The sequence below is a fragment of the Burkholderia sp. BCC1640 genome, assembly GCF_902833125.1.
GTDB classification, from domain to species: domain Bacteria; phylum Pseudomonadota; class Gammaproteobacteria; order Burkholderiales; family Burkholderiaceae; genus Burkholderia; species Burkholderia diffusa.
Map to the genome: position 1 here is coordinate 49357 of NZ_CADFEF010000028.1, position 24355 is coordinate 73711.

Sequence of the window (24355 nt, forward strand, 5' to 3'; positions counted from 1 at the left end):
GATCGGAGTCCCTCCGGTTGAGGCGCGGGCGCGAACGGCCGCCCGGCCTGTCTGCTTCGGCGACGGGCACCGTGCGCGGCGGCGCGCACGGTGCGGGCCGCGTTACTTCTTGTAGCCGGCCTGACGCACCGCGCGATCGGCGGCGGCCTGCCCGGCGGCGAGCGCCTGGTCGACCGTCATCTGGCCGGCCACCGCACCCGCGATCGCCTGTCCGACCACCGTTCCGAACGACTGGAATTCAGGAATCCCGACATACTGCACGCCCGTGTACGGCACCTTCTTCAGCGACGGATCGTTCGGGTCGGCCGTCTCGATCGCCTTCAGCACGAAGTCCGAGAACGGCGCGGCGGCCTTGTACTCGGGGCGCTGGTAGGTCGACGCGCGCGTGCCCGGCGGCACCGACGCCCAGCCTTCGTCCTTGCCGGCCATCTCGATGTACTGCTTCGACGTCGCCCACGCGATGAACTTGCGCGCGGCGTCCTGCTGCTTCGACGTCTTCGGCACGGCCAGCGCCCATGCCCACAGCCAGTGCGAGCCCTTCGGCGTGGCAGCGACCGGCGCGGCCGCGAAGCCGACCTTGTCGGCGACCTGCGACTGCTGTTTGTTATAGAGCATCCCGGCCGCGACCGTCGCATCGATCCACATCGCGCACTTGCCCGATGCGGTCAGGGTCAGGTTCTCGTTGAAGCCGTTCGAGCTTGCTCCCGGCGGGCCGTCTTTCTTCAGCAGGTTCACGTAGAAATTGATCGCCTTCTTCCATTCCGGCGACGTCAGCTGCGCGTTCCAGTTCTCGTCGAACCAGCGCCCGCCGAACGTGTTCACGACCGTCGACACGTACGCCATGTTCTCGCCCCACCCGGCCTTGCCGCGCAGGCAGATGCCGTAGGTGCCCTTCGCCTTGTCGGTGAGCTTGTCCGCGAATTCGGCGATCTGGTCGTAGGTCGGCTGGTCGGGCATTTTCAGCCCGTTCGCCGCGAACAGGTCCTTGCGGTAGAACGTCATCGAGCTTTCGACGTAGAACGGCAGCGCATACAGCTGGCCGTTGTACGACAGGCTGTCGCGCGCCGTCTTCACGATGTCGTTCAGGTCGTAGTCGGCGGGCAGGCCCGTCATCGGCGCGAGCCAGCCGCGCTTGCCCCACTGCGGCGTCTCGTACGTGCCGATCGCCATCACGTCGAACTGGCCGCTGCCGGTCGTGATGTCGGTCGTCGCGCGCTGGCGCAGCACGTTTTCCTCGAGAATCACCCAGTTCAGCTTGATGTCCGGGTTCGCCTTCTCGAACGCCGGCGACAGCTTCTTCAACTCGATCATGTCCGGGTTGTTCAGCGTCGCGATCGTCAGCGTGCCGGCGGACGCCGCGCACGCGGCCGTCGCGAGCGCGGCTCCGGCGAAGCAGCGTGCGGCGGCATCGAGCATCTTTCGTTGCATGGCATGTCTCCTGTGATTGTTCGAACTGTCGTCGGTGTTGCGTGTTGCGTATTGCGTCGCTTCCTTCGCGGCCCGTCACGCCGGCCGCTGCATCCCGCACGCGCGCGCATAGTGCGCGATCACGTCGCGTATCCGGTGGCGCACCCATGCGCGCGGCTCTCTCGCGAGGCCGCCCGCGCGGCACGCGGCGTACACGTCCGGCAGCCACTGCGCGACGAGCGTCTCGGGCACGGGCTGCCGCGCAAGGTTGTCGAACAACTGCTCGACCGCCGCCGCGACGGCCGGCTGCAGCCAGTAATAGCGGATCCGGTCGCTGTAACTGAACTGGCGCGCGAGCCGCTGCTCGGTTTCGTCGCCGCGGTAATACGGCGCCCAGTGCTCGGGCTGCGCGCGCATCGCGGCGTCGACGACGTCGCGCAACCGCGAGCGCTGCGCGACGTCGTCGATCAGCGCGTCCTCGATGAAGGTGAGCGCGAACAGCGCCTCGCGCAACGCGAAGGTCAGCGCGGGCCCGACCTTCAGCACCGCGAAGTGGTCGCGCACGAGCGCGGCGAGCGCGCCTTCGGTCTGGTAGTCGGTCGAATGCGCTTCGAACACGAGGCGCGGCGTGCGCAGGATGCTCGCGCCGAGCGACGCGGCCTTCGCGCTGTCGTAGTCGAGCACGTGGCGATCGTCGAAATCGACGCCCGGTTGCGCGACGATCGCGACCACGCGCGTCCATGCGTCGTCGAGACCGGCCGCCGCGAATGCGCCGCGATGCGCGTCCAGCGTCGCGGCGATGCTGTCGCTGCGTGTGACCGCGATCCGCGCGATCGCATCGCCGCCCGTGTCGCCGGCCACTTCGCCGCCCGGCGTCGGCACCTCGGTGCCGATCACGTAGACGGGCGCGACGCCGGCGCGCGCGGCCGCGTCTTCGGCCGCGCGGCACAGCTCGGCCGCGCGGGCGGCGATGGTACGGTCGTCGAGCCGCGCCGGATCGTCCGCGCACGCCATGCTCGCGTCGAGGTGGATCTTCTCGAAGCCGGCTTCGACGTATGCGGCGACCATCGCGGCCGCTTCGCGCATCGCATCGGCCGCGCGGCGGTGCCGCCACGGGTTCGGGCCCAGATGGTCGCCGCCGAGCACCAGCGCCGACGGCGCGAGCCCGCAGCGCTGCGCGATCGCGTCGACGTCGCGCCGGAAATCGGCGGGCGTCATGCCCGTGTAGCCGCCGAGATGGTTCACCTGGTTGCAGGTCGCCTCGATCAGGAGCGGCGAGCCGTCCGCGCGCGCGGCCTCGCACGCGGCCTCCAGCACGAGCCGGTGCGCGCTGCAGACCGAATAGATGCCGCGCTGCGCATCCGCGCGGTTCGCGTCGAAGATCATCCGCAGCACGGTGTCGGCGTGCGCGTTGCGCGGGCGTTCGGCGACGGGGGTCAGGCCGGACATGCGACACCTCGTTCGGTCAGGAAGCGGTCGATTTCCGTCGCGCTGCTGTTGCCCTCCATCGGGCCGCGCCGCGTGACCGCGATCGCGCCGGCCGCGTTCGCGCGGCGCAGCGCGACGTCGATCGGCAGGCCGGCGACGAGGCTTGCGACCAACGTGCCGCCGAAGCAGTCGCCGGCGCCGGTCGGATCGACTTCGTCGACCGGCCAGGCCGGCACGTCCACACGGCTCGCACGGTCGAACGCGGCGCTGCCGGCCGCGCCGCGCTTGAGCACGACGCGCTCGAGCAGCGGATGCGTCGCGAGCAGCCCCGCGATCGCGCGCTCGGCCGGCTGCGGCCCGCAGAAGAACGGCAGGTCGGCCTCGCTCGGCAGAAACAGATGGCACGCGGCGAGCATCGTGTCGAGCGCCGCGCGCATCGGACGAAAGCTCAGCATCTCGGGCCGCACGTTCGGGTCGAACGACACCTTGGCGCCGACTCGCGCCGCTTCGATCACGCCGCGCTGCACCGCCGCGATCGCCGATTCGCTCGTCAGCGACGAGCCCATCACGTGGAAGTAGCGGCAGCCATCGAACATCGCAGTGTCGACGTCGGATGCATCGACGCAGGCGGCCGCGCTGGTCGACAGGCTGAACACGAAGCTGCGCGAGCCGTCGTCGCGATACGCGACGAACGCGGTGCCGGTGGGACGCGCGACACGACGAATGCGCGCGACGTCGACGCCGTCCCTCTCGAGCCGCGCGACGATCGCGTCGCCGAACGCGTCGCGCCCGACGCAGCCCGCATACGCGACGCGCGCGCCGAGCCGCGCGGCCTGGTCGGCGAAGATCGCCGGCGCGCCGCTCGGAAACGGCCCCGCGAACAGGCCCGGCGTGTCGAAGCCCTGGCCGCGCTCGGCGGCGACGAATTCGGCCAGCAGTTCGCCGGCGACGACGATCTCGGCCATCATGCGTGCCCTCGTGCGGCGGCGGCCGCGCGCGGCGCGGTCGCCCGGGTTGCGCGTGCGAGCGGCGCCATTTCAGCTCATCCAGTTGCCGCCGTCGACGTTCAGCGTCTGGGCGGTGATGTAGTCGGCGTCGGCCGACGCGAGGAACAGCGCGGCGCCGGTCAGGTCACCCGGCACGCCCATCCGGCCCAGCGGCACGGCTTCGCCCACGAGCCGCTTCTTCTCGCCGAGCGGCCGGTTCTCGTAGCGTGCGAACAGCGCATCGACCTGCTCCCACATCGGTGTGTCGACCACGCCCGGCGCGATGCCGTTCACGTTGATCCGGTGCGGCGCGAGCGCGAGCGCGGCCGACTGCGTGTAGCTGATCACAGCGGCCTTGGTCGCGCAGTAGTGCGAAACGAGCGCCTCGCCGCGACGCCCCGCCTGCGACGACATGTTGACGATCTTGCCGCCGCGGCCCTGCTCGACCATCCGCTGCGCGACGGCCTGCATCAGGAAGAACAGCCCTTTCACGTTGACCGCGAACAGCCGGTCGAACACGTCCCAGGATTCGTCGAGGATCGGGCGCATGTCGAACAGCGCCGCGTTGTTGAACAGGATGTCGACGCCGCCGAAGCGCTCGACGGCGGTCGCGACGATGCGCTCGATATCGTCGCGGCGCGTGACGTCCGCGGTGACGGCCACCGCGCGGCCGGGGTTCGCCTCGATCAGCCGTGCGAGCGAACCGCTCGCGGGCTTCACGTCGACCAGCACGCAGCGCGCGCCCTCGTCCAGATAGCGTTGCGCGACCGCTTCGCCGATGCCGCTTGCCGCGCCCGTCAGGATCGCGACCTTGTCTTCCAGTCTCACTGGTTGTCTCCGGTTCGTTCTGCTGTGCGAAGGCAGCGAGGTGAGCGAACGCTCGCCGACCGATCAATTGCTCTGTTGTTGGTCGAATGATCGGATACGCGATTCACGCTGTCAAGGCGGCACGGCGGCTTTCGATGATGCGCTGCGGCACGATCGCGCCGCGCGTCGCGTGGGGAGCCGCGCGCGGCAAGGCGCGGCACGCTGGGTGCGGCGCGGCTGAAACGGCGATGAAGGGGACGGAGCCAGCCCCGGGGCGGAATTCGGGCTGCACGACGAGAAGATACGTTATATCATCGCGATACTTCGTTTCATTGCCTGCTTCACGCCATGGCCACCTCATCGCCCATCGACGCCCGGCTGTCCCGGGCCGACGCATTCGCCGCCGAGCACGGGCTCGCGTGGACGCCGCTGCGCCGCCAGGTCTACGAACGCGTGCTGGCCGCGCAGCGCCCGATCGGCGCGTACGACCTGCTCGCCGAGCTCGAGCCGCAGCGCGGCCGCGTGCCGCCGACGACCGTCTATCGCGCCCTGGATTTCCTCGTCGAGCACGGCTTCATCCACCGGATCGAATCGAAGAACGCGTTCTTCGCATGCTGCGAGATCGGCGTGCCGCACGAAGGCCAGTTCCTGATCTGCGACTCGTGCGGCGAGACCGTCGAGATTCCGGGCAGCGACCTCGCGAAACAGCTGTCCGCGAGCGCACCCGCGCACGGGTTCGAAGTCCACCACCAGGTCGTCGAGCTGAACGGCCTGTGCGGGCACTGCAAGGGCAAGCCCGCGCAACGCTGACACCGCACACGCGCGGCGCACGCGCCGCCCCTTCCAACGAGGAGTTTCATGCCTATTGCCCTGAAGCGCGCGCCGCGGCGCGCCCTGCCGCTTGCCCGTCTGTTCGCCGCCGCGGCCGCCGCGCTGTCGATCGCCGCGCCTGCCTTCGCGCAGGCCGCGACCGTCAACGTGGTTGCCGCCGAGAATTTCTATGGCGACGTCGCATCGCAGATCGGCGGCCGCCACGTCGCGGTGACCAGCATCCTCAGCAATCCCGATCAGGATCCGCACCTGTTCGAAGCGAGCCCGAAGACCGCGCGCGCGCTGCAGCACGCGCAGGTCGTGATCTACAACGGCGCGGACTACGATCCGTGGATGGGCAAGCTGCTCGGCGCGTCGAAGCAGGCGAAGCGCACGACGATCGTCGTCGCGGATCTCGTCGGCAAGAAAGCCGGCGACAACCCGCACCTGTGGTACGACCCGGCGACCATGCCGGCCGCCGCGCGCGCGATCGCAGCCGAGCTGGGCCGCGCCGATCCGGCGAACAAGGCCGACTACGAAGCGAACCTGCAGAAGTTCATCGCGTCGCTGAAGCCCGTCGACGACAAGGTCGCCGCGCTGCGCACGCAATACAAGGGCGTGCCGGTGACGGCCACCGAGCCGGTGTTCGGCTACATGTCCGACGCGATCGGCCTCGACATGCGCAACCAGCGCTTCCAGCTCGCGACGATGAACGACACCGAAGCCAGCGCGCAGGACGTCGCCGCGTTCGAGAACGACCTGCGCAAGAAGCAGGTGCGCGTGCTGATCTACAACAGCCAGGCCGAAGCGCCGATGACCAAGCGCCTGCTGAAGATCGCCCGCGACAGCGGCGTGCCGGGGGTGAGCGTCACCGAGACGCAGCCGGCCGGCAAGACCTTCCAGCAATGGATGGCCGGCCAGCTCGACGCGCTCGCCGCCGCGTTGTCCGCCAGCAAGAAATGACTCACGCAACGCCATGACCGACACTCCCCACGCACTCGCACTTGATCGCGTCACGCTCGAACTGGGCGGACGCACGATCCTTCGCGACGTGAGTTTCTCGATCGAACCCGGCGAATTCGTCGGCGTGCTCGGGCCGAACGGCGCCGGCAAGACGACGCTGATGCGCGCAGTGCTCGGTCTCGTGCCCGTCGCGGGCGGCACGCTGTCGGTCGGCGGCGTGCCGGTCGCACGCGGCAACGCGTCGATCGGCTACATGCCGCAGATCAGGAGCGGCCTCGCGAATCGCCGGATGCGCGGCTACGACTTCGTCGCGATGGCCGCCGACGGCCACCGCTGGGGGCTGCCGCACACGAACGCCGCGACGCGGCGCGACGTCGACCGCGTGCTCGACCTCGTCGGCGGCCCGACGCTCGCGCGCCGGCCGCTGTCGGAGCTGTCGGGCGGCGAGCGGCAGCGCCTGCTGCTGGCGCAGTGCCTGCTCGGCAACCCGAAGCTGCTGCTGCTCGACGAACCGCTGATCAGCCTCGACCCGAACCACCAGCGAGGCGTCGTCGAACTCGTGCGCAAGGTGCAGCGCGAACTCGGCATCACCGTGCTGTTTTCCGCGCACGAACTGAATCCGCTCCTGAACGCGCTCGACCGCGTGCTGTATCTCGGCAACGGCGTCGCGGCGCTCGGCACCGTCGACGAGGTCATCACCAAGCCCGTGCTGTCGCGGCTCTACGGCTCGCCGATCGACGTGATGCGCGTGAACGGCAAGATTTTCGTGATGTCGGGCGACGTCGAAATCGAAAAGCACGATCACGAACACGAGGACGACGACGGCCACTCGCACGGCGGCGGCGGCCACGACCACCACCACCACGGACACGCTCATCCGGGGCATTCGCACGATGTTTGAATACGACTTCATGATCAACGCGTTCGCCGCGTCGGGGATCGTCGCGGTGCTCGCGGGCATCGTCGGCTACTTCCTGGTGCTGCGCGGACAAACCTTCGCCGGCCACGCGCTGTCGCACGTCGGCTTCACCGGCGCGACGGGCGCGGTGCTGCTCGGCATTTCGCCGATCTGGGGGATGGTCGGCTTCACGCTCGCGGCTGGCATCGGCATGGGCGCGCTCGGCGAACGGCTCGCGGGCCGCGACGTCGCGATCGGCGTGATCCTGTCGGGCGCGCTCGGGTTCGGCCTGCTGTTCCTGCACTTCTACACGTCGTTCGCGACGCAGGTCACCGCACTGCTGTTCGGCAACGTGCTCGCGGTCAACCACGACACGCTCGCGGTGCTGGCCGGCATCGGCGCGGTGAGCCTCGTCGCGCTCGCGCTGATCGCGCGGCCGCTGCTGTTCGCGTCGCTGCAGCCCGAACTGGCCGAAGCCAAGGGCGTGTCGCTGCGCACGGTGTCGATGCTGTTCCTCGCGGTGTGCGCGCTCGCGGTGGCTGCGGCGACGCAGATCGTCGGCGTGCTGCTCGTGTTCACGCTGCTGGTCGGGCCGGCCGCGGCCGCGCAGAACGTGTCGACGCGGCTGTCGACCGGCGTGCTGCTCGCCGCGCTGTTCGCGCTGTTCGAAGCGTGGGCCGGGATCACGCTCGCGTATCACACCGACTGGCCGACGAGCTTCTGGATCACCGCGCTGTCCGCACTCGTGTATGGCGCGAGCCTGTTGCGGCGACGCACATGACGTTCAGCCGGTTCTCGGCATGCCTCGCAACCGTGCACGTCGGCGCACCCGATATTTTCGGACCAATCCGATCGCGCGCGCCACATTGACCATGGCAGGATGTTCAGCCCCCACTCCGGCTGAGCCATACCTGCCATGCTCGAATGCACATTCGATCTGAACGATCAGGACATGAGTCGTCTGCAATGCGGCGCCATGTCCTTTCCAGCCTTTTCGGGCAGCACGCGTCACCGCAATCGCCGCTCGTCGTCGTGCCTCGTCGGTGAAGGCGCCATTCCGCCAGGCCGCTACTACATCGTCGATCGACCAACCGGCGGCATGCTGGGCCCGCTGCGAGAACTCTTCAGCGACAAGAGAGACTGGTTTGCGCTCTACGCCGCCGACGACAACATCGACGATTACGTACTTTGCGACGACGTCAGACGCGGAAGTTTTCGCCTTCACCCCAAAGGCGTGCAGGGAATCAGCAGGGGATGCGTGACCATCGAATCGACGATCGATTACGCACGACTGAAAGACTTGCTGACCGCGCAGAAGCCCATTCCGATCGCCGGCTCCTCCGTGCGGGCATACGGCACGATTACCGTCAAATGAAGCGAATCGTGTACCGAGCCGCAGTCACCGCGTGGGTACTCGTGGCATCCGTGTCGCTTGCGAGGCTATGCCTCACTCACGCGTCGTTCGCACTACCAATGCCCGATCGCGCGTGGGTTTGGCTCTTCACGCATGTTCCCGGTTTCTGGGACGGCGAGGCGGGCGATGATCTCGTCATCGTCGTGCATTTGCTGATAGCGCTTGCGGTGGTGATACCGGCGACATGGCTCGCCTTGCGCCTGCTGCGAAAGTCGGAGCGCCACGCCACTCGCTGATGCGGGATAGCGTGGCCGGTTCGCCGCACTAACGTGACAACACCCGCGCATGATGCGCGACGTGATCGGCGATGAACGTCGAGATGAAGTAGTAACCGTGGTCGTAGCCCGCATGACGGCGCAGCGTCAGCGGCTGACCGGCCTTCGCGCACGCGGCTTCGAAGACGTCGGGGTTCAGCTGGTTCGCGAGGAACTGGTCGGCGAGGCCCTGGTCGACGAGGATGCCGTCCGCGAACTTCGGCGCATCGGCGCGCGCGACGAGTTCGCTCGCGTCGTGCTGCTTCCACGCTTCGCGATCATCGCCGAGGTACCCCGAGAACGCCTTTTCGCCCCACGGGCAACGCGTCGGCGCGGCAATCGGCGCGAACGCCGACACCGACCGGTACAGGTCGGGGTGACGCAGCGCGAGCGTCAGCGCGCCGTGCCCGCCCATCGAGTGGCCGAAGATCCCGAGCCGCGCGCCGTCGATCGGCAACTCGGCCGCGACGAGCTCGCGCAGCTCGCCCGTCACGTACGACTCCATCCGGTAATGCGTCGACCACGGCGCTTGCGTCGCGTCGACATAGAAGCCCGCGCCGACGCCGAAATCCCACGCATCGGCCTCGCCCGGCACGCCCGCGCCGCGCGGGCTCGTATCGGGCATCACGAGCGCGAGGCCGTGCTGCGCCGCGTACTGCTGCGCGCCGCCCTTGATCGCAAACGTCTCCTCGGTGCACGTGAGCCCCGCGAGATAGAACAGCGCCGGCACGCGACCGTGCGCCGCCTGCGGCGGCAGGTACACCGAGAACTTCATCGGCAGGCCGATCGCCTTCGAATCGTGGCGATAGAAGCGTTGCTCGCCACCGTGGCAAGCATGCGAAGAAACGAGTTCGAGCATGGGGTTCCCTTCCGTTCAATACAGCACGATCTGGCGAATCGATTCGCCCTTCTTCATCGGGTCGGCGGCGCCGTGGAGCGTCTCGAGCGGCAGCACGTGCGTGATCAGGTCGAGCCGCGCCGCGTGACACGGCGATACCGTGGCGTGCCCGTCATGATCCCCGATCCCGCCGCCCGTCGCGTGCTGGAAATAGCCGCCGCCTTGCCGCGACGCGTCACCGCTGTCCCGACAGGACACGTGCCCGAGTTTAAACGCCGGTCGTGAACCACGCATCCGTTCGCGCATACAGATCGACGAAACGCGCATGGCGTGCGGCCAGCGCGCGCTCGTCGTGCGGGGCGGCGACCGGCGACGCGGTCGGCGCCAGCGTACGCAGCGCGTCGTCGCGCCAGTGTCCGATCGCGCCCCCCGCGAGCAGCGCGGCACCGCGCGTCGCGGCATTCGGGCAATCGACCGCGTCGAGCGACGCGCCGAGTGCATCCGCGAGCAACTGGCGCCAGCGCGGATCGACCGAGCCGCCACCGGCGAGGCGCAACGTCGTCACCGGATCGGCCCGATTCGCATCGCGGATCGCATCGAGCCCCGCGCGCAACGCGAACGCGACGCCCTCGAACGCGGCGCGCATCATCGCGCCGCGCGTGTCGCCTAGGCCGAGACCGAGCCAGCCGCCGCGCGCGTCGGGATTCATCCACGGCGAACGCTCGCCCGTCAGGTACGGCAGGAAGCAGAGCCGCGCCGACGCCGGCTGCGCAAACGCGTCGTCGTACGCATCCGGCCAGCGCGGATAGCCGAGCCAGCCGCGCACGGCTTCCAGCGCGAGCCCGACGTTCTGCATCGCGGCCATCGTGTAATAGCCGCCGCCAGCCGCCGTGCGATAACGGTGCAGCCCGCGCCGTGCGGGCGGCAACGCATCCGCGAGCACGACGATCTGGCCGCCGCTGCCGGTGGTCAGCAACGCGTCGCCGGCCGCGACGAGCCCGCTGCCGAGCGCCGCGCACGCGGTATCAGCCGCCCCCGTCGCGAGCGGCACGCCGGCCGGCAGCCCGAGTGCCGCCGCCGCCTTCGCATCGAGCACGCCGCAGCGCGCACCCGACGCCCGCACCGGTGCGAACCGGTCGACGGGCAAGCCGAGCGTGTCGATCAGCGCCGTGTCCCACGCGCCGTCCGGCGTCGCGAGCGCGGTCGCGCATGCGTCGCTCGGATCGGCCGCGACCTCGCCGCCCAGCGCGACGCGCAGCCAGTCCTTCGGCTGCACGGCCCAGCGTGCGTCCCGCAACGCCTGCGGTTCGTGTGCGGCCACCCAGCGCAACAGGGGGCCCCCCATGCCGGGCGCGACGGGATTCGGCGCGCCCGGCCAGTCGGCCGCGTCCGCTTCGCGCGCCGCACGCGTATCGGGCCACAACAGCGCGGGCCGCACCGGCTGCCCGGCCGCATCGATCAGCACGACGCCATGCATCTGGCCGGAGAAGCCGATCGCCGCGACCTGCGCACGCTCATCGGCCGGCAGTCGCGCAGCGGCGCGCACGAGCGCCTGCCACCACACGTCAGGGGCAATTTCAGCCCAGCCGGGTTGCGGCGACGACAACGCATAGGGTTCGCTCGCAACCGCGCGCTCGACGCCATCGGCATCGAGCGTGACGAGTTTGACGGAGCCGGTACCGAGGTCGATTCCGAGCAGGCGCATGACGGGTTGGCGTATTCGAATAAACGGATATCGATGATAGCGGGATCGCGACATGCGGCTCGATTTGCGCGGCGATTTTGACGCGCTGGCGACGCGATAAAACGAAGCCGCGCACGCCCGGTTTCACCCGGCCGCACATAGCGTGCCAAAACGCCCGCCAGCGGGTTAACCCGGCGCGATTTTCCGCCGGTCGTTTTTTCCACTATGCCGCGGTCGCGATACACACCATAAAGCCGCCGATATTTGACATGGGGGCCTGCACTATTTTGAAGGGCTATAAAACCGGGGAACCTCACTCCAGCGGCGTTTCCCGATGATCGACACCCTGTTTCATGCCGAAATGGCATATCGAACCAGCAAAGAACGGAATAGAACCCAGCGCTCTTGTTGCGATGTTCCATTCCGCATAACTTCGTATCACCCCGAAAACAAGATCATGGAGTGAGACAGATGCAATCGAACACGGTCCATCCGTGCGATGAGGTGCTGCCGACCGGCAAGCTTGTAACGCTTGGTCTCCAGCACGTCCTCGTCATGTACGCCGGCGCCGTCGCCGTGCCGCTTATCGTCGGCGGCGCGCTGAAGCTGCCGAAAGACCAGATCGCGTTCCTGATCAGCGCCGATCTGTTTTCGTGCGGCATCGCCACGCTGATCCAGACGCTCGGCCTGTGGATCTTCGGGATCCGCCTGCCCGTCATCATGGGCTGCACGTTCGCGGCCGTGGGCCCGATGATCGCGATCGGCACCAACCCCGGCCTCGGCATTCTCGACATCTTCGGCTCGACCATCGCGGCCGGCATCATCGGCATCGTGCTCGCGCCGATGATCGGCAAGCTGTTGCGGTTCTTCCCGCCGGTCGTCGTCGGCACCGTGATCGCGGTGATCGGGCTGTCGCTGATGGAAGTCGGGATCAACTGGGCGGCGGGCGGCGTCGGCAATCCGGAATACGGCAGCCCCGTCTACCTCGGCCTGTCGCTGCTCGTGCTCACGCTGATCCTGCTGATCAACAAGTTCGGCCGCGGCTTCCTCGCGAACATCTCGGTGCTGCTCGGCATCGTCGCCGGCTTCGTGATCGCGTTCGCGATCGGCCGCGTGAATACCGACGGCGTCGCGCACGCACCGTGGGTCGGCTTCGTGATGCCGTTCCACTTCGGCCTGCCGCACTTCGACCCGCTGTCGATCGCGACGATGGTCACGGTGATGTTCGTCACGTTCATCGAATCGACCGGCATGTTCCTCGCGGTCGGCGACATGGTCGATCGTCCGGTCAACCAGGAGCGCCTCGTGCGCGGCCTGCGCGTCGACGGCCTCGGCACGCTGATCGGCGGCATCTTCAACTCGTTTCCGCATACGTCGTTCTCGCAAAACGTCGGCCTGATCGGCGTGACGGGCGTGAAGAGCCGGTACGTCTGCGCGACGGGCGGCGTGATCCTGGTACTGCTCGGCCTGTTCCCGAAGATGGCGCAGGTCGTCGCCTCGGTGCCGCCGTTTGTGCTCGGCGGCGCGGGCATCGTGATGTTCGGGATGGTGGCCGCGAACGGCATCAAGGTGCTGTCGAAGGTCGACTTCGTGAACAACTCGCACAACCTGTTCATCGTCGCCGTGAGCGTCGGGATGGGCCTCGTGCCGGTCGTGTCACCGCACTTCTTCTCGAAGCTGCCGCCCGCGCTCGCACCGATCCTGCACAGCGGCATCCTGCTTGCGTCCGCCTCCGCCGTGATCCTGAACATCGTGTTCAACGGCGTGAAGGGCGAGAAGGATGCACGTTGCGAAATCCGCCGCGCAGGGCACGACTTCGACGGACGCCCGGCCGACGCGCATCACTGATCGATCCGACCCGGATGCGCCGGAGCATGGCGCGATACGGGAGAGGAAAAACGCCACGGCTTGCCGTGGCGTTTTTCTTTGTGGCGAGTGATTGGGCGACGATAGCGGTAGCGCCGGCGATGACGATCCGCGGTCGCTGCTTACCCAAACCGGCCGAAAAAAAACGCCACGGACTTTCGTCCGTGGCGTCGTCGCATCCCGGAGACCGCGACTTCAGCGAACCGGAGCAGTCGCCCGCCCCTGCCCGCCTTCGTGCTTACCCGTTCGTCGCCGCTGCCGACGCAGGCGCCGGTGCGGCCGCTTTGTCGTAGTCGACCGTTTCGTCCGGTGCGCGCGGCGTCTCGCCGGCGCGCTGGATCCAGCCGCCGCCCAATGCGCGGTACAGCGTAACCAGGTTCGTCCAGCGTGCCAGACGTGCGCTGATCAGCGACTGCTGCGCCGAGTACAGGTCGGTCTGCGCGGTCAGCACCGACAGATAGCTGTCGACACCGTTCTTGTAGCGCAGGTCCGACAGGTCGAAGCGTCGCTGCTGCGCGTGCTCGTTGCGCTCGAGCGCGGCGATCTGCTGATCGTACGTGCCGCGTGCAGCCAGCCCGTCCGACACTTCGCGGAACGCCGACTGGATCGCCTTCTCGTAGTTGGCGATCTCGATGCGCTTCTGCACGTTCGCGAGGTTCAGGTTCGCGATGTTCTGCCCGCCTTCGAAGATCGGCATCGTGATCTGCGGCGCGAACGACCACGCCGCCGTGCCGGCCTTGAACAGGCCGCCGAGCGTCGGGCTGCCGGTGCCGAATGCGCCCGTCAGCGAGATGCGCGGGAAGAACGCCGCGCGTGCCGCGCCGATGTTCGCGTTCGCGGCCAGCAGCGTCTGCTCGGCCTGCATCACGTCCGGACGACGCGTCAGCAGGTCGGAAGGCAGGCCGGCCGGCACGTCCGTCAGCAAGTTCTGCGCGTCGAGCGGCATGCCGGGCGGCAGGTCGTCCGGCAGCGGCTCGCCGATCAACAGCACCAGCCCGTTCAGCGCCTGCGCACGCGCACGCGCCTGCGCCTGCTGGTTCGCGAGCGCCGTCTCGACGACCGTCTGCGCCTGACGCAGCTCGAGCTCGGAGCCCGTGCCGTTGTCGAACTGCAGCTTCGTCAGGTCGTACGACGCCTGTGCCGTCTTCAGCGTGTTTTCCGTGACCTGCAGCAGATCGTCGGTGGACAGCAGCGTCAGATACTGGTCCGCGACCTGCGACACGAGCGAGATCTCGGTCGCCTGCCGCGCATACGACGTCGACAGATACTGCGCGAGCGCCTGGTCCTTCAGGCTCTGCACGCGACCGAACAGGTCGAGTTCCCACGACGCGGAAACGCCGACGTTGTAGGCGCGCGAGATATACGGCGCCCCGGTCTGCGACAGGCCCTGCGGCACGCGCTGGATGCTGCCCGTGCCCGTGCCGTCGAGCGTCGGGAACAGGCCCGCGCGCGTGATCTGGTACTGCGCGCGCGCCGCCTCGATGTTCAGCACCGACACGCGCAGGTCGCGGTTGTTCTTCAGCGCGATCTCGATGAGCCGCTGCAGGCGCGGATCGACGAAGAATTCGCGCCAGCCGATGGCGGTCGCCGCCTGGCCGTTCGCGCTGCGCGCGCCGGCAGCGCCCGGCTGCGTCGCATAGACGCCGCCGGCCGGGTACGCCTGCGCGACGGGCGCGTCGGGCCGCGTGTAATGCGGCGCCATCGTGCAGCCCGTGGCAAAGAGCGCGACCGCGATTGCAGTCAAAGCGTGTTTTTGCATCATCACTGTCCCTTGTTGCCTTCGTCGCCGTTGCCCGGCTTCTCTTCGTGGTGCGAGTGCTCCTGAGCCAGACGCAGCGCCTGGTCGACGTCTTCCTTCTCGCCGCTGAAGATCGCGCGGATCTTCACGAAGAACATCGGGATCATGAAGATCGCGAGGAACGTCGCCGTGATCATCCCGCCGATCACGCCCGTACCGATCGCGTGCTGGCTCGCCGAACCCGCGCCGTTGCTGATCGCGAGCGGCATCACGCCGAGAATGAACGCGAGCGACGTCATCAGGATCGGGCGCAGCCGCAGGCGCGCTGCTTCCAGCGCGGCCTCGATCGGCCCCATCTTCTCCGTCATCTGCAGTTCGCGCGCGAACTCCACGATCAGGATCGCGTTCTTCGCGGACAAGCCCACGGTGGTCAGCAGGCCGACCTGGAAGAACACGTCGTTCTCGAGGCCGCGCATCGTCGCCGCGAGCAGTGCGCCGATCACGCCGAGCGGCACCACCATGATCACCGAGAACGGGATCGACCAGCTTTCATACAGCGCCGCGAGACAGAGGAACACGACGAGGATCGAGATCGCATACAGGATCGGCGCCTGCGAACCCGACTGGATTTCCTGGAACGACAGGCCGGTCCACGAATAGCCGATACCGACCGGCAGCTTCTTCGCGAGCCCTTCCATCGCGGTCATCGCCTGGCCGGTCGACTTGCCCGGCGCGGCCTGACCCTGGATTTCCATCGCCGAGACGCCGTTGTAGCGCTCGAGCTTCGGCGAACCGTACGTCCAGTGGCCGGTTGCGAACGCGCTGAACGGCACCATCCCGCCCGACCCGTTGCGCACGTACCAGATGTTCATGTCCTCCGGCGTCATCCGGAACGGCGCGTCGGCCTGCACGTACACCTTCTTGATCCGGCCGTCGGTGTCGAGGAAGTTGTTCACGTACTTCGACGCCCACGCGATCGAGAACGTCTGGTCGATCGCCTCCGCCGTCACGCCGAGCGCATTCGCCTTCTCGCGGTCGATGTCGACCTTGTACTGCGGCGTGTCGTTCAGGCCGTTCGGGCGCACGCCCTGCAGCGTCGGATCCTTCGAGGCCATCCCGAGCAGTTGGTTACGCGCGGCCATCAGCGCGTCGTGGCCGAGACCGGCATTGTCCGTCAGCTCGAAGTCGAAGCCCGCGGCCGTACCGAGTTCGGGAATCGACGGCGGGTTGAACGGGATCACGATCGCGTCCTTGTAGCCGGCGTAGCGACCGAACATCCGCCCGATCAGCGCCTGGACCTTCTGGTTCGCGTGCTGGCGCTGCGAGTAGTCCTTCAGGCGCACGAACACCAGACCGGAGTTCTGGCCACGGCCCGCGAAGCTGAAGCCGTTGACCGTGAACGCCGATTCGACGATTTCCTTCTCGTCCTTCAGCAGGTAGTCGGAAATGTTCGCGAGCGTCTTCGCGGTCGTTTCCTGCGTCGAGCCCGACGGCGTCTGCACGATCACGAACATCAGGCCCTGGTCTTCATCCGGCAGGAACGACTTCGGCAGGCGCACGAACAGCAGGCCGACCGCGACGATCACGACCAGGTAGATGATGAGCCAGCGGCCCGAACGCTTGATTACGTGGTGCACGCCGACGTGGTACTTGTCGCGGCTGTTGTTGAACGTGCGGTTGAACCAGCCGAAGAAGCCCTTCTTCTCTTCGTGATGCCCTTGCGGGATCGGCTTGAGGATCGTCGCGCACAGTGCGGGCGTCAGAATCAACGCGACCAGCACCGACAGCACCATCGCCGACACGATCGTCAGCGAGAACTGACGATAGATCGCGCCGACCGAACCGCCGGAGAACGCGACCGGCACGAACACCGCCGACAGCACGAGCGCCACGCCGACGAGTGCGCCGGTGATCTGGCCCATCGCCTTGCGGGTCGCCTCCTTCGGTGACAGGCCCTCTTCCGCCATCACGCGCTCGACGTTCTCGACCACCACGATCGCATCGTCGACCAGCAGGCCGATCGCGAGCACGAGGCCGAACATCGACAGCGTGTTGATCGAGAAGCCCACCAGCGACATGATCGCGAACGTACCGAGCAACACCACCGGCACCGCGATCGTCGGGATGATCGTCGCCCGCAGGTTCTGCAGGAACAGATACATCACGAGGAACACGAGCACGATACCTTCGAGCAGCGTCTTGACCACTTCCTCGATCGACAGCTTCACGAACGGGGTCGTGTCGTACGGATACTTCACGACGAGGCCGTGCGGGAAGAACGGTGCGAGCTCGTCGATCTTCGCGCGCACGGCTTTCGCGGTCGCGAGCGCGTTCGCGTTGGTCGCGAGCTGGATACCGAGTGCCGCGGTCGGCTGACCGTTGTACTTCGTGTCGAAGTTGTAGTTTTCGCCGCCGAGGCCGATCTGCGCGACGTCCTTCAGGCGAACCTGCGAGCCGTCCTGGTTGACCTTCAGCAGGATGTTGCCGAACTGCTCGGGCGTCTGCAGCAGCGTCGATTCGGTGATCGTCGCCTGCAGCATGGTGCCCGGCTTGGCCGGCGTGCCGCCGATCTGGCCGCCCGCGATCTGCACGTTCTGCGCGGTGATCGCCGAGCTCACGTCGACCGGCGTGAGGCCGTAGTTCGTCAGGCGGGTCGGGTCGAGCCAGATCCGCATCGCGTACTGCGAGCCGAACAGCGTGACGGTGCCGACGCCGTTCAGCCGGCTGATCGGATCCTTCACGTGCGACGCCACGAAGTTCGCGAGGTCGTACTTGTTCATGCTGCCGTCTTCGGAGTTGAAGGCGAGCACCAGCAGGAAGCTGCTGCTCGACTTCGTCACCGACAGGCCGAGCTGCTGCACGACCTGCGGCAGAACCGGCGTCGCGAGCGACAGCTTGTTCTGCACCTGGACCTGCGCGATGTCGGCGTTGGTGCCCGGCGCGAACGTCAGCGTGATCGTCGCGTTGCCCGAGTCGTCACTGGTCGACGACATGTACAGGAAGTTGTCGAGACCGCTCATCTGCTGCTCGATCACCTGCGTCACCGTGTCTTCCACCGTCTTCGCGGAAGCGCCCGGGTAGTTCGCGGTGATCTGGATCGATGGCGGCGCGATCGTCGGATACTGCGCGATCGGCAGCGTGAAGATCGCCGCGACCCCGGCCAGCATCAGGATGATGGCGATCACCCACGCGAAGATCGGGCGATCGATAAAAAACTTTGCCATGAAACAGGCTCCCTGTTATTGCGCGCTCGAAGCAGCGGCAGCACTCGCCGGCGCGGCGCCCGATGCGGCGGCACCGGACGCGGCGGCGGCGCCGGAACCGGCGGCAGCCGGCGCAGCGGTGGCAGCGGCGACACCCGATGCGGCGCCGGCCGCCGGTGCGAGTTGTGCCTCCACCGACTTCACGGTCGCGCCCGGACGCACCTTCTCGACGCCCTGCACGATCACGTGGTCGCCCGCCTGCAGACCGCCTTCGACGATCCAGTCCTGGCCGCGCATGCCCGACGTCTTCAACTGACGCGGCTCGACCTTGTTGCTCGCGTTCACCACCATCGCGATCGCCTGCCCCTTCTGGTCATGCGTGACGCCGATCTGCGGCACCAGGAACGCGTTCTCGTTCACGCCTTCCTCGATCCGCGCGCGCACGAACATCCCCGGCAGCAGCACGCGGCCCGGGTTCGGGAAGACCGCGCGGATCGTCACCGAGCCGGTTGCCTGGTCGACCGTCACGTCGGAGAACTGCAGCTTGCCGGCTTCCGAATACGTCTTGCCGTCCTCGAGGATCAGCGACACCTTCGCCGCGCCCGGACCGCTCGTCTTCAGGCGGCCGCTCTGCACGTCCTGGCGCAGCTTCAACCCGTCGAGGCTCGATTGCGTGAGGTCCACGTACACGGGGTCGAGCTGCTGCACCGTCGACATCAGCGTCGCCTGGCTCGCCTGCACGTAGGCGCCCGGCGTCACTTGCGAAATGCCGACGCGGCCCGTGATCGGCGAGACCACGTCCGTGTAGCCGAGGTTGATCTGCGCGGTATCGACCGCCGCCTTGCCGGCCGCGACGTCCGCCGCGGCCTGCCCCTGGGTGGCCACCGCGTTGTCGTAGTCCTGCTTGCTGACCGCGTTCGCGGCCACGAGCACCTTGTAGCGCGCGACCAGTGCGTTCTGCGTGACGAGGTTCGCCTGCGCCTTCGCGAGCGTCGCCTTCGCGCTGTTCAATGCCGCGATGTACGGCGCCGGATCGATCTTGTAGAGACGTTGGCCAGCCTTGACGTCGGTGCCTTCGGTGAATTCACGGCGCAGCACGATGCCGTCGACCCGTGCGCGCACCTGCGCGACGAGGAATGCGCTGGTACGGCCCGGCAGTTCGCTGAAGATGGGCACGGCTTGCGGCTGGACGGTGACGACGCCGACTTCCGGCGTTTGCGGCGGCGGTGCCGATTCTTTTTTTCCGCATGCAGCCAGGAAAACCGCGGCTGCCGCGACAGTGATCAAGCGGTATGGAACCCGTTCGACGCGCATGGAGCGACCTCTGTGTGTAACCAATGGAATAAGTGCAGCACCCGACGGGAGCGCAACACGGATGCGCCTCGCGGCGCAGATCGAACACCTGAATTACTGGACTGCTAGATACAGCAAGTCGGCACGAGACCTCCATGCCGACGAGATGCCGCGAACTGCGGACTGGTACTTTGGCGGGAATCAGCAGAGTGGGATATTAACTGATTGCCACTTTGGTCATTCGATCGTAGGGTGGTATTGTATATACATTCACGAATGTATGTAAAAAGCCCGCTCGCCCCTCGCCAACCGCTAGGTCTTACGAATTATTACCAGTCGCAAGCATAGCCCGTCCGCACAGCGACGACGAGGGTTACGGACCCTATATTCATCTACGATCGATTCATTCAGGCCTGCACATGGTCAGACGCACCAAGGAGGAGGCGCTCGAGACGCGCAACCGCATTCTCGACGCCGCCGAACACGTGTTCTTCGAGAAGGGCGTGTCACACACGTCGCTCGCGGACATCGCCCAGCACGCCGGCGTGACGCGCGGCGCGATCTACTGGCATTTCGCGAACAAGAGCGAGCTGTTCGACGCGATGTTCGACCGCGTGTTCCTGCCGATCGACGAGCTCAAGCGGATGCCGCTCGATGCGCCCGGCGGCAATCCGCTGGAGAAAATCCGCAGGATCGTGATCTGGTGCCTGCTCGGCGTGCAGCGCGACTCGCAGTTGCGGCGCGTGTTCAGCATCCTGTTCATGAAGTGCGAGTACGTCGCGGACATGGAGCCGCTGCTGCAGCGCAACCGCGCGGGGATGAGCGAAGCGCTGCACGCGATCGATGCCGATCTCGCGGGCGCCGTGCGGCTCAAGCTGCTGCCCGAGCGGCTCGACACATGGCGTGCGACGCTGATGCTGCACACGCTTGTCAGCGGTTTCGTGCGTGACATGCTGATGCTGCCCGACGAGATCGACGCCGAGCAGCATGCGGAACAGCTCGTCGACGGCTGCTTCGACATGATGCGTTACAGCCCGGCGATGCTGAAGACGAACGACTGACCGGCGGCCCCTCCGCCGGTGCGCCGCGCACCGCGGCATCGCGACCGGCCGGTCGATCCGGCCACGCGCGGGCGGCAGCGCCGCTCCGCCCGGTCGCCCCCCTGCTCTCCCCGATTCGCTCAGGCCGCCTTCGCGCGTTGCGCGCGGGCCCGCCGGTTCGACGCGGCCACCGAATCGCGCGCCGGCATCGCCGCGCCGCCGAGTCCCGCGATCCATGCATCGGTCGACATCACGGCCGCGAAATTCGACTGAAACACCACCGTGTACGCGCGGTGAATCTCTTCGGCGCTCGCCGCACCCGCTTCGTTCTCGTACGGCAACGCGCCGGTCGCGTCCGCCAGATACTCGACGGCGAGCCCCGCGTGCGCCGCGTGATAGACCGTCGACGCATTGCAGTTGTGCGTCATGTAGCCGGCGACCGCGAGCGTGTCGATGCCGCGCGCGTCGAGCCATGCGGCGAGATCGGTGCCGGCGAACGAACTCGCCTGCGACTTCACGATCAGGTGCGCATACGGCCGGTCGGCGACGACCGGATGCAGCGCGACGCCGTCCGTGCCCGGCGCGAAGATCGGCGCTCCCGCCGGCGCGACGTGCTGGACGACGATCACGGGCACGCCGGCCGCGTGCGCGGCGTCGATCGCGCGGCCGATGTTCGCCAGCGATGCGTCGACGGGCGGATATTCGATCGGCAGGTTGCCCGTCACGTATTCGTTCTGGACATCGATCACGATCAGCGCACGGCGGGAAGCGGAAGGCAATTGAGCATTCGACATGGCAGGCTCCGGTTTCGGCGGCGCCGCCCCGCTCCGGAACGGGGCGGCCAGCAGCGCGATGCGATGCATTGTCGGATCGCATCGCGCTGACGGACAGTGGCCCGATAGCCATTCTTCGATAAAATCGGGCCATCGCCATTCCGGAGCCCGTCATGTGCGCCGCCGCGTCGTCCGTTGCCCCCGCCCCGACCGTCGTCGCCGTGATCGCGTACGACGGCATCAGCCCGTTTCACCTGTCGGTGCCGTCCGTCGTGTTCGGCAAGGAACGCGATGCGGCCGCGATGCCCGCGTTCGAGTTCCGCGTGTGCTCGGCCGAGCGCGGCCCGCTATCGACGACGGGCGGCTTCACGATCACCGCGCCGTACGAGCTCGAGGCGCTCGACGACGCGGACATCGTCATCGTCCCGGCATGGCGCGACCCCGACGAAGCACCGCCTGACGTGCTGGTCGATGCGGTCCGCGCGGCCGCCGCGCGCGGCGCGCAGGTCGTCGGCCTGTGCCTCGGCGCGTACGTGCTCGCCGCAGCCGGGCTGCTCGACGGGCGCCCGGCCACGACGCACTGGGCGTGGGCCGACGACTTCGCGCAGCGCTTTCCGCGTGTGAAGCTCGACCCCGACGTGCTGTACGTCGACGACGGCAACCTGATGACGTCGGCCGGCACGGCAGCGGGGCTCGACTGCTGCCTGCACGTCGTGCGGCGGCGCTTCGGCTCGGACGCCGCGAACCGAATCGCGCGCCGTCTCGTGATCCCGCCGCACCGCCAGGGCGGGCAGGCCCAATACGTGCCGCAGCCGGTCGCCGCGCATCCGCGCGACGCGCGGCTCGCGGGTCTGCTCGACTGGGTGCGCGCGCATCTGGACATCGCGCACAGCGTGGATTCGCTCGCCGAACGCGTGCTGATGAGCCGGCGCACGTTCACGCGCCACTTCCGCCAGGCGACGGGCACGACCGTCACCGCGTGGCTGCAGGCCGAGCGGCTCACGCGCGCGCAGCATCTGCTGGAAACCACGGGACAATCGATCGACGCAGTCGCACAGGCGGCCGGTTACGGCTCGAGCGTGTCGCTGCGTCAGCATTTCGCGGGCGCGCTCGGCACGTCGCCGTCGGCCTATCGGAGGGAATTTCGCGGCGCCGCGCCCGATGCGCGGCGCTAATGGCCGCCGCGCCGCCGGCGCTCGACCCGGTATCGCGGTGGGCGCCGGCCGCTCAGACGCCGTTGATCCAGCGCGCCGCATACAGCAGCAGCGCGACGAACACGACGATCGCCGCCCACGCCCAGACGGGCAGCGGGCCGGATTCGCGATGATGCACGGCGCTCGCGACGCGGCCGCTCAGCGCGCCGCCGAGGTGCGGCGGCAGCGGACGCTTCGCCGCGGCCATCAGCGACGCGGGCCGCAGGAACACATGCTGGCGACGCTGCGGGCTCGAACGCGCGCGGTTCGGCACGAGACCGTGCTTCGCCTGCACGACCGCGCAGAATTCCCGGAAGAAATCGTCGGTCCACGCGTGCAGCGCATTCTCGATCTGCCGTGCCGGTAGTTCGGCGAGCGGCCCGCTCGCCGTCGCCCACACGACGTATTCGATGCGCGTCGCGGCCGCGTCGTCATCGTCCGGCCGCAGAACCAGCTCGACCTGCCCGCGCAGCGCGCCGAGGCCGTCGGCCCGCGCCTTGAAGTTGAGCACGCGGCGCGGCTGGCCTTCCGCGTCGTCCTGCTCGCTCGCCAAATGCGCACGCACGTCGTAGCGCGCACGCAGCGGGCCGAGCGGCACGGTGATGGTCAGCGCGAATTCGCCGTGCGCGTGCTTCACGAAGGATTCGCAATGGTCGAAGCTCGCCCGCAGCAACGCGAGATCCTCGAGGGCTTCCCGCACGACGGCCGGCGCGAGCGGTACGCGTAACGTGTCGTTCAGTTCCATGATGCCTCCCCGATGAACGCGCGCCGCATCAGGACGTCTCGATGAGACTGTCGACCCGCGCGACATCGAAGGCGACGTAGTGCGCCAGCGCGGACGCGGTCTCCCCCGGTGCCTCGTAACTCCATGCGGCGTTCTCGATCACGCCGCCTTCCGTCTGCAGGTTGAAATACACGGCACGGCCCCTCAGCGGACAATCCGTCGTGACGCTCGACTTCACGAGCCGGTGCATGTTGACGTCGCCGCGCGGCAGGTAATGGATGTCCGGCAGGCCCGTTTCGCGCACGGTCAGCGCGCCGTGCGAATCGGCATACGTGATGCCGCGATGGATCACGCGCACGCGATGGCGGTTCGGCACGATTTCGAGGCGAAGGTCGGCAGCATCGGACATCGTTTCTCCTCCGGACGGCGGCCCCGGCGGGCAAGCCGGGCGCAGGAAACGAAAAAGCCACGGCACAGGTGCCGTGGCTCTCATTATGGGCGAAACCGCTTCCGATTGCGCGGCCTGGCCGCGCCCGCGCGATACGCTACTGCGCACTCCACTGGAATGCGGCCTTCGCCCCGCCCTTCGCACCGACCGTGACCGCGCGCGATTCGTCGCTGCCCTGGTACGACGCGTGCACGGTGTACCGCCCAGGCGGCAGCTTCACGAGCATGTACGGTCCGCGCGCGTCCGTCGTCAGCAGCTCGGTGCCCTTGCCGTCGACGATCCGCACATGGACGTCGGCCAGGAATTCGCCACCCTTGCCGGTGAAGCGCAGTGCGAGCGGCCACGCCGCTTCGCTCTGCTCGAATGCCGTCGATTGATCCTTGCCGATGCCACCCGACACGTAGCTGACATCGCCCTGCTGGCTCGCCGCGGGCAAGCCGTCCGATTGTGCGTACGCGCCGGGCGCGGTGACGGCGAAGCCGGCGGCCAGCGCCGCGGCGGCGGCAAATCGGGACACGTTGCGTAGATATTGCATGGCTCCCTCCTTTTCGGGTCGGAACACAGCACCACGGGCCGAACGCCGGCAGC

General features: G+C 68.0%; 22 protein-coding genes and 1 pseudogene. 9 read left to right on the forward strand and 14 right to left on the reverse strand.

The window, feature by feature from the left end; all coding sequences use genetic code 11:
- Positions 1–102 precede the first annotated feature (102 nt).
- The 4 genes from HWX25_RS25880 to HWX25_RS25895 all read right to left on the reverse strand — a co-directional run bounded on the left by HWX25_RS25880 (position 103) and on the right by HWX25_RS25895 (position 4649).
- The gene (locus HWX25_RS25880) at positions 103–1428 is read right to left on the reverse strand and encodes a sugar ABC transporter substrate-binding protein (RefSeq protein WP_175911249.1); all 1326 of its coding nucleotides are present in this window, start codon (positions 1426–1428) and stop codon (positions 103–105) included.
- Positions 1429–1503: 75 nt separating this feature from the next.
- Positions 1504–2856 carry a D-tagatose-bisphosphate aldolase, class II, non-catalytic subunit gene (locus HWX25_RS25885; RefSeq protein WP_175911251.1) on the reverse strand — a complete coding sequence of 451 codons (1353 nt, stop codon included), beginning with the start codon at positions 2854–2856 and terminating at the stop codon, positions 1504–1506.
- A complete protein-coding gene (locus HWX25_RS25890; protein ID WP_175911294.1) occupies positions 2844–3800 on the reverse strand; it encodes a sugar kinase in 957 nt (318 codons plus the stop codon). The genes HWX25_RS25885 and HWX25_RS25890 overlap by 13 nt, the downstream gene beginning before the upstream one ends.
- Positions 3801–3872: 72 nt before the next feature.
- The gene (locus HWX25_RS25895; RefSeq protein WP_059820333.1) at positions 3873–4649 is read right to left on the reverse strand and encodes an L-iditol 2-dehydrogenase; all 777 of its coding nucleotides are present in this window, start codon (positions 4647–4649) and stop codon (positions 3873–3875) included.
- 327 nt (positions 4650–4976) lie between these two features.
- Between HWX25_RS25895 and HWX25_RS25900 the strand changes: the two genes are divergently transcribed.
- From HWX25_RS25900 to HWX25_RS25925, 6 genes are all read left to right on the forward strand, one after another.
- Positions 4977–5438, forward strand: a complete 462-nt coding sequence (locus HWX25_RS25900; RefSeq protein WP_059527909.1) for a Fur family transcriptional regulator — start codon at positions 4977–4979, stop codon at positions 5436–5438.
- A 48-nt stretch (positions 5439–5486) separates the two neighbouring features.
- Entirely contained in the window at positions 5487–6401 is a 915-nt protein-coding gene (locus HWX25_RS25905) for a zinc ABC transporter substrate-binding protein (RefSeq protein WP_175911253.1), read from the forward strand.
- A gap of 13 nt (positions 6402–6414) precedes the next feature.
- Complete coding sequence (locus tag HWX25_RS25910) at positions 6415–7302, forward strand: ABC transporter ATP-binding protein (RefSeq protein ID WP_059820335.1); 888 nt, start codon at positions 6415–6417, stop codon at positions 7300–7302.
- Positions 7295–8080 (forward strand): metal ABC transporter permease, encoded by a 786-nt coding sequence (locus tag HWX25_RS25915; protein WP_175911255.1) that lies wholly within the window; start codon positions 7295–7297, stop codon positions 8078–8080. The genes HWX25_RS25910 and HWX25_RS25915 overlap by 8 nt, the downstream gene beginning before the upstream one ends.
- 171 nt (positions 8081–8251) lie before the next feature.
- On the forward strand, positions 8252–8674 hold the full coding sequence (locus HWX25_RS25920; protein WP_347879265.1) for a DUF2778 domain-containing protein: 423 nt from the start codon (positions 8252–8254) through the stop codon (positions 8672–8674).
- Positions 8671–8949 carry a hypothetical protein gene (locus tag HWX25_RS25925; RefSeq protein WP_175911259.1) on the forward strand — a complete coding sequence of 93 codons (279 nt, stop codon included), beginning with the start codon at positions 8671–8673 and terminating at the stop codon, positions 8947–8949. Before HWX25_RS25920 ends, HWX25_RS25925 begins: the two co-directional genes overlap by 4 nt.
- 28 nt (positions 8950–8977) lie before the next feature.
- Here HWX25_RS25925 and fghA read toward each other — a convergent pair whose 3' ends face one another.
- The 3 genes and pseudogenes from fghA to HWX25_RS25940 all read right to left on the reverse strand — a co-directional run bounded on the left by fghA (position 8978) and on the right by HWX25_RS25940 (position 11510).
- Positions 8978–9826 carry an S-formylglutathione hydrolase gene (gene fghA / locus HWX25_RS25930; protein ID WP_059690604.1) on the reverse strand — a complete coding sequence of 283 codons (849 nt, stop codon included), beginning with the start codon at positions 9824–9826 and terminating at the stop codon, positions 8978–8980.
- Between the two features lie 15 nt (positions 9827–9841).
- Positions 9842–9937: pseudogene (locus HWX25_RS33510) on the reverse strand (alcohol dehydrogenase); the annotation flags it as partial.
- Between the two features lie 136 nt (positions 9938–10073).
- Positions 10074–11510, reverse strand: a complete 1437-nt coding sequence (locus HWX25_RS25940) for an FGGY family carbohydrate kinase (protein WP_175911263.1) — start codon at positions 11508–11510, stop codon at positions 10074–10076.
- Between the two features lie 450 nt (positions 11511–11960).
- On the opposite strand from HWX25_RS25940, the gene HWX25_RS25945 reads away from it, so the two are divergent.
- Complete coding sequence (locus HWX25_RS25945) at positions 11961–13337, forward strand: nucleobase:cation symporter-2 family protein (RefSeq protein WP_059527937.1); 1377 nt, start codon at positions 11961–11963, stop codon at positions 13335–13337.
- Positions 13338–13593: 256 nt separating this feature from the next.
- On the opposite strand, the gene HWX25_RS25950 is transcribed toward HWX25_RS25945, so the two are convergent.
- The 3 genes from HWX25_RS25950 to HWX25_RS25960 are packed head-to-tail and all read right to left on the reverse strand — an operon-like array spanning position 13594 to position 19610.
- Positions 13594–15117 carry an efflux transporter outer membrane subunit gene (locus tag HWX25_RS25950; RefSeq protein ID WP_059527941.1) on the reverse strand — a complete coding sequence of 508 codons (1524 nt, stop codon included), beginning with the start codon at positions 15115–15117 and terminating at the stop codon, positions 13594–13596.
- Complete coding sequence (bpeB, locus tag HWX25_RS25955; protein ID WP_059820341.1) at positions 15117–18317, reverse strand: efflux RND transporter permease BpeB; 3201 nt, start codon at positions 18315–18317, stop codon at positions 15117–15119. The genes HWX25_RS25950 and bpeB overlap by 1 nt, the downstream gene beginning before the upstream one ends.
- A 15-nt stretch (positions 18318–18332) precedes the next feature.
- Positions 18333–19610 (reverse strand): efflux RND transporter periplasmic adaptor subunit, encoded by a 1278-nt coding sequence (locus HWX25_RS25960; RefSeq protein WP_175911264.1) that lies wholly within the window; start codon positions 19608–19610, stop codon positions 18333–18335.
- A gap of 398 nt (positions 19611–20008) precedes the next feature.
- On the opposite strand from HWX25_RS25960, the gene HWX25_RS25965 reads away from it, so the two are divergent.
- On the forward strand, positions 20009–20650 hold the full coding sequence (locus HWX25_RS25965; protein WP_175911265.1) for a TetR family transcriptional regulator: 642 nt from the start codon (positions 20009–20011) through the stop codon (positions 20648–20650).
- Positions 20651–20769: 119 nt separating this feature from the next.
- On the opposite strand, the gene HWX25_RS25970 is transcribed toward HWX25_RS25965, so the two are convergent.
- Complete coding sequence (locus HWX25_RS25970) at positions 20770–21423, reverse strand: cysteine hydrolase family protein (protein WP_175911266.1); 654 nt, start codon at positions 21421–21423, stop codon at positions 20770–20772.
- Positions 21424–21575: 152 nt separating this feature from the next.
- Between HWX25_RS25970 and HWX25_RS25975 the strand changes: the two genes are divergently transcribed.
- Positions 21576–22577, forward strand: coding sequence for a helix-turn-helix domain-containing protein (locus HWX25_RS25975; RefSeq protein WP_175911267.1), 1002 nt, complete (start codon positions 21576–21578; stop codon positions 22575–22577).
- A 52-nt stretch (positions 22578–22629) separates the two neighbouring features.
- Here the strand turns inward: HWX25_RS25975 and HWX25_RS25980 are convergent, their stop codons facing one another.
- From HWX25_RS25980 to HWX25_RS25990, 3 genes are all read right to left on the reverse strand, one after another.
- On the reverse strand, positions 22630–23340 hold the full coding sequence (locus HWX25_RS25980; RefSeq protein WP_175911268.1) for an SRPBCC domain-containing protein: 711 nt from the start codon (positions 23338–23340) through the stop codon (positions 22630–22632).
- A 28-nt stretch (positions 23341–23368) separates the two neighbouring features.
- Entirely contained in the window at positions 23369–23728 is a 360-nt protein-coding gene (locus HWX25_RS25985; RefSeq protein ID WP_175911269.1) for a DUF427 domain-containing protein, read from the reverse strand.
- Positions 23729–23864: 136 nt separating this feature from the next.
- Complete coding sequence (locus HWX25_RS25990; RefSeq protein ID WP_175911270.1) at positions 23865–24302, reverse strand: carboxypeptidase-like regulatory domain-containing protein; 438 nt, start codon at positions 24300–24302, stop codon at positions 23865–23867.
- Between the last annotated feature and the right edge of the window lie 53 nt (positions 24303–24355).

Coding starts and splice junctions, on each gene's coding strand:
- HWX25_RS25965 (WP_175911265.1), top strand. CDS start 20,009: ATGGTCAGACGCACCAAGGAGGAGGCGCTCGAGACGCGCAACCGCATT.
- HWX25_RS25960 (WP_175911264.1), bottom strand. CDS start 19,610: ATGCGCGTCGAACGGGTTCCATACCGCTTGATCACTGTCGCGGCAGCC.
- HWX25_RS25880 (WP_175911249.1), bottom strand. CDS start 1,428: ATGCAACGAAAGATGCTCGATGCCGCCGCACGCTGCTTCGCCGGAGCC.
- HWX25_RS25980 (WP_175911268.1), bottom strand. CDS start 23,340: ATGGAACTGAACGACACGTTACGCGTACCGCTCGCGCCGGCCGTCGTG.
- HWX25_RS25945 (WP_059527937.1), top strand. CDS start 11,961: ATGCAATCGAACACGGTCCATCCGTGCGATGAGGTGCTGCCGACCGGC.
- HWX25_RS25890 (WP_175911294.1), bottom strand. CDS start 3,800: ATGGCCGAGATCGTCGTCGCCGGCGAACTGCTGGCCGAATTCGTCGCC.
- HWX25_RS25975 (WP_175911267.1), top strand. CDS start 21,576: ATGTGCGCCGCCGCGTCGTCCGTTGCCCCCGCCCCGACCGTCGTCGCC.
- HWX25_RS25900 (WP_059527909.1), top strand. CDS start 4,977: ATGGCCACCTCATCGCCCATCGACGCCCGGCTGTCCCGGGCCGACGCA.
- HWX25_RS25915 (WP_175911255.1), top strand. CDS start 7,295: ATGTTTGAATACGACTTCATGATCAACGCGTTCGCCGCGTCGGGGATC.
- HWX25_RS25990 (WP_175911270.1), bottom strand. CDS start 24,302: ATGCAATATCTACGCAACGTGTCCCGATTTGCCGCCGCCGCGGCGCTG.
- HWX25_RS25985 (WP_175911269.1), bottom strand. CDS start 23,728: ATGTCCGATGCTGCCGACCTTCGCCTCGAAATCGTGCCGAACCGCCAT.
- HWX25_RS25920 (WP_347879265.1), top strand. CDS start 8,252: ATGAGTCGTCTGCAATGCGGCGCCATGTCCTTTCCAGCCTTTTCGGGC.
- HWX25_RS25885 (WP_175911251.1), bottom strand. CDS start 2,856: ATGTCCGGCCTGACCCCCGTCGCCGAACGCCCGCGCAACGCGCACGCC.
- bpeB (WP_059820341.1), bottom strand. CDS start 18,317: ATGGCAAAGTTTTTTATCGATCGCCCGATCTTCGCGTGGGTGATCGCC.
- HWX25_RS25950 (WP_059527941.1), bottom strand. CDS start 15,117: ATGATGCAAAAACACGCTTTGACTGCAATCGCGGTCGCGCTCTTTGCC.
- fghA (WP_059690604.1), bottom strand. CDS start 9,826: ATGCTCGAACTCGTTTCTTCGCATGCTTGCCACGGTGGCGAGCAACGC.
- HWX25_RS25925 (WP_175911259.1), top strand. CDS start 8,671: ATGAAGCGAATCGTGTACCGAGCCGCAGTCACCGCGTGGGTACTCGTG.
- HWX25_RS25940 (WP_175911263.1), bottom strand. CDS start 11,510: ATGCGCCTGCTCGGAATCGACCTCGGTACCGGCTCCGTCAAACTCGTC.
- HWX25_RS25905 (WP_175911253.1), top strand. CDS start 5,487: ATGCCTATTGCCCTGAAGCGCGCGCCGCGGCGCGCCCTGCCGCTTGCC.
- HWX25_RS25910 (WP_059820335.1), top strand. CDS start 6,415: ATGACCGACACTCCCCACGCACTCGCACTTGATCGCGTCACGCTCGAA.
- HWX25_RS25970 (WP_175911266.1), bottom strand. CDS start 21,423: ATGTCGAATGCTCAATTGCCTTCCGCTTCCCGCCGTGCGCTGATCGTG.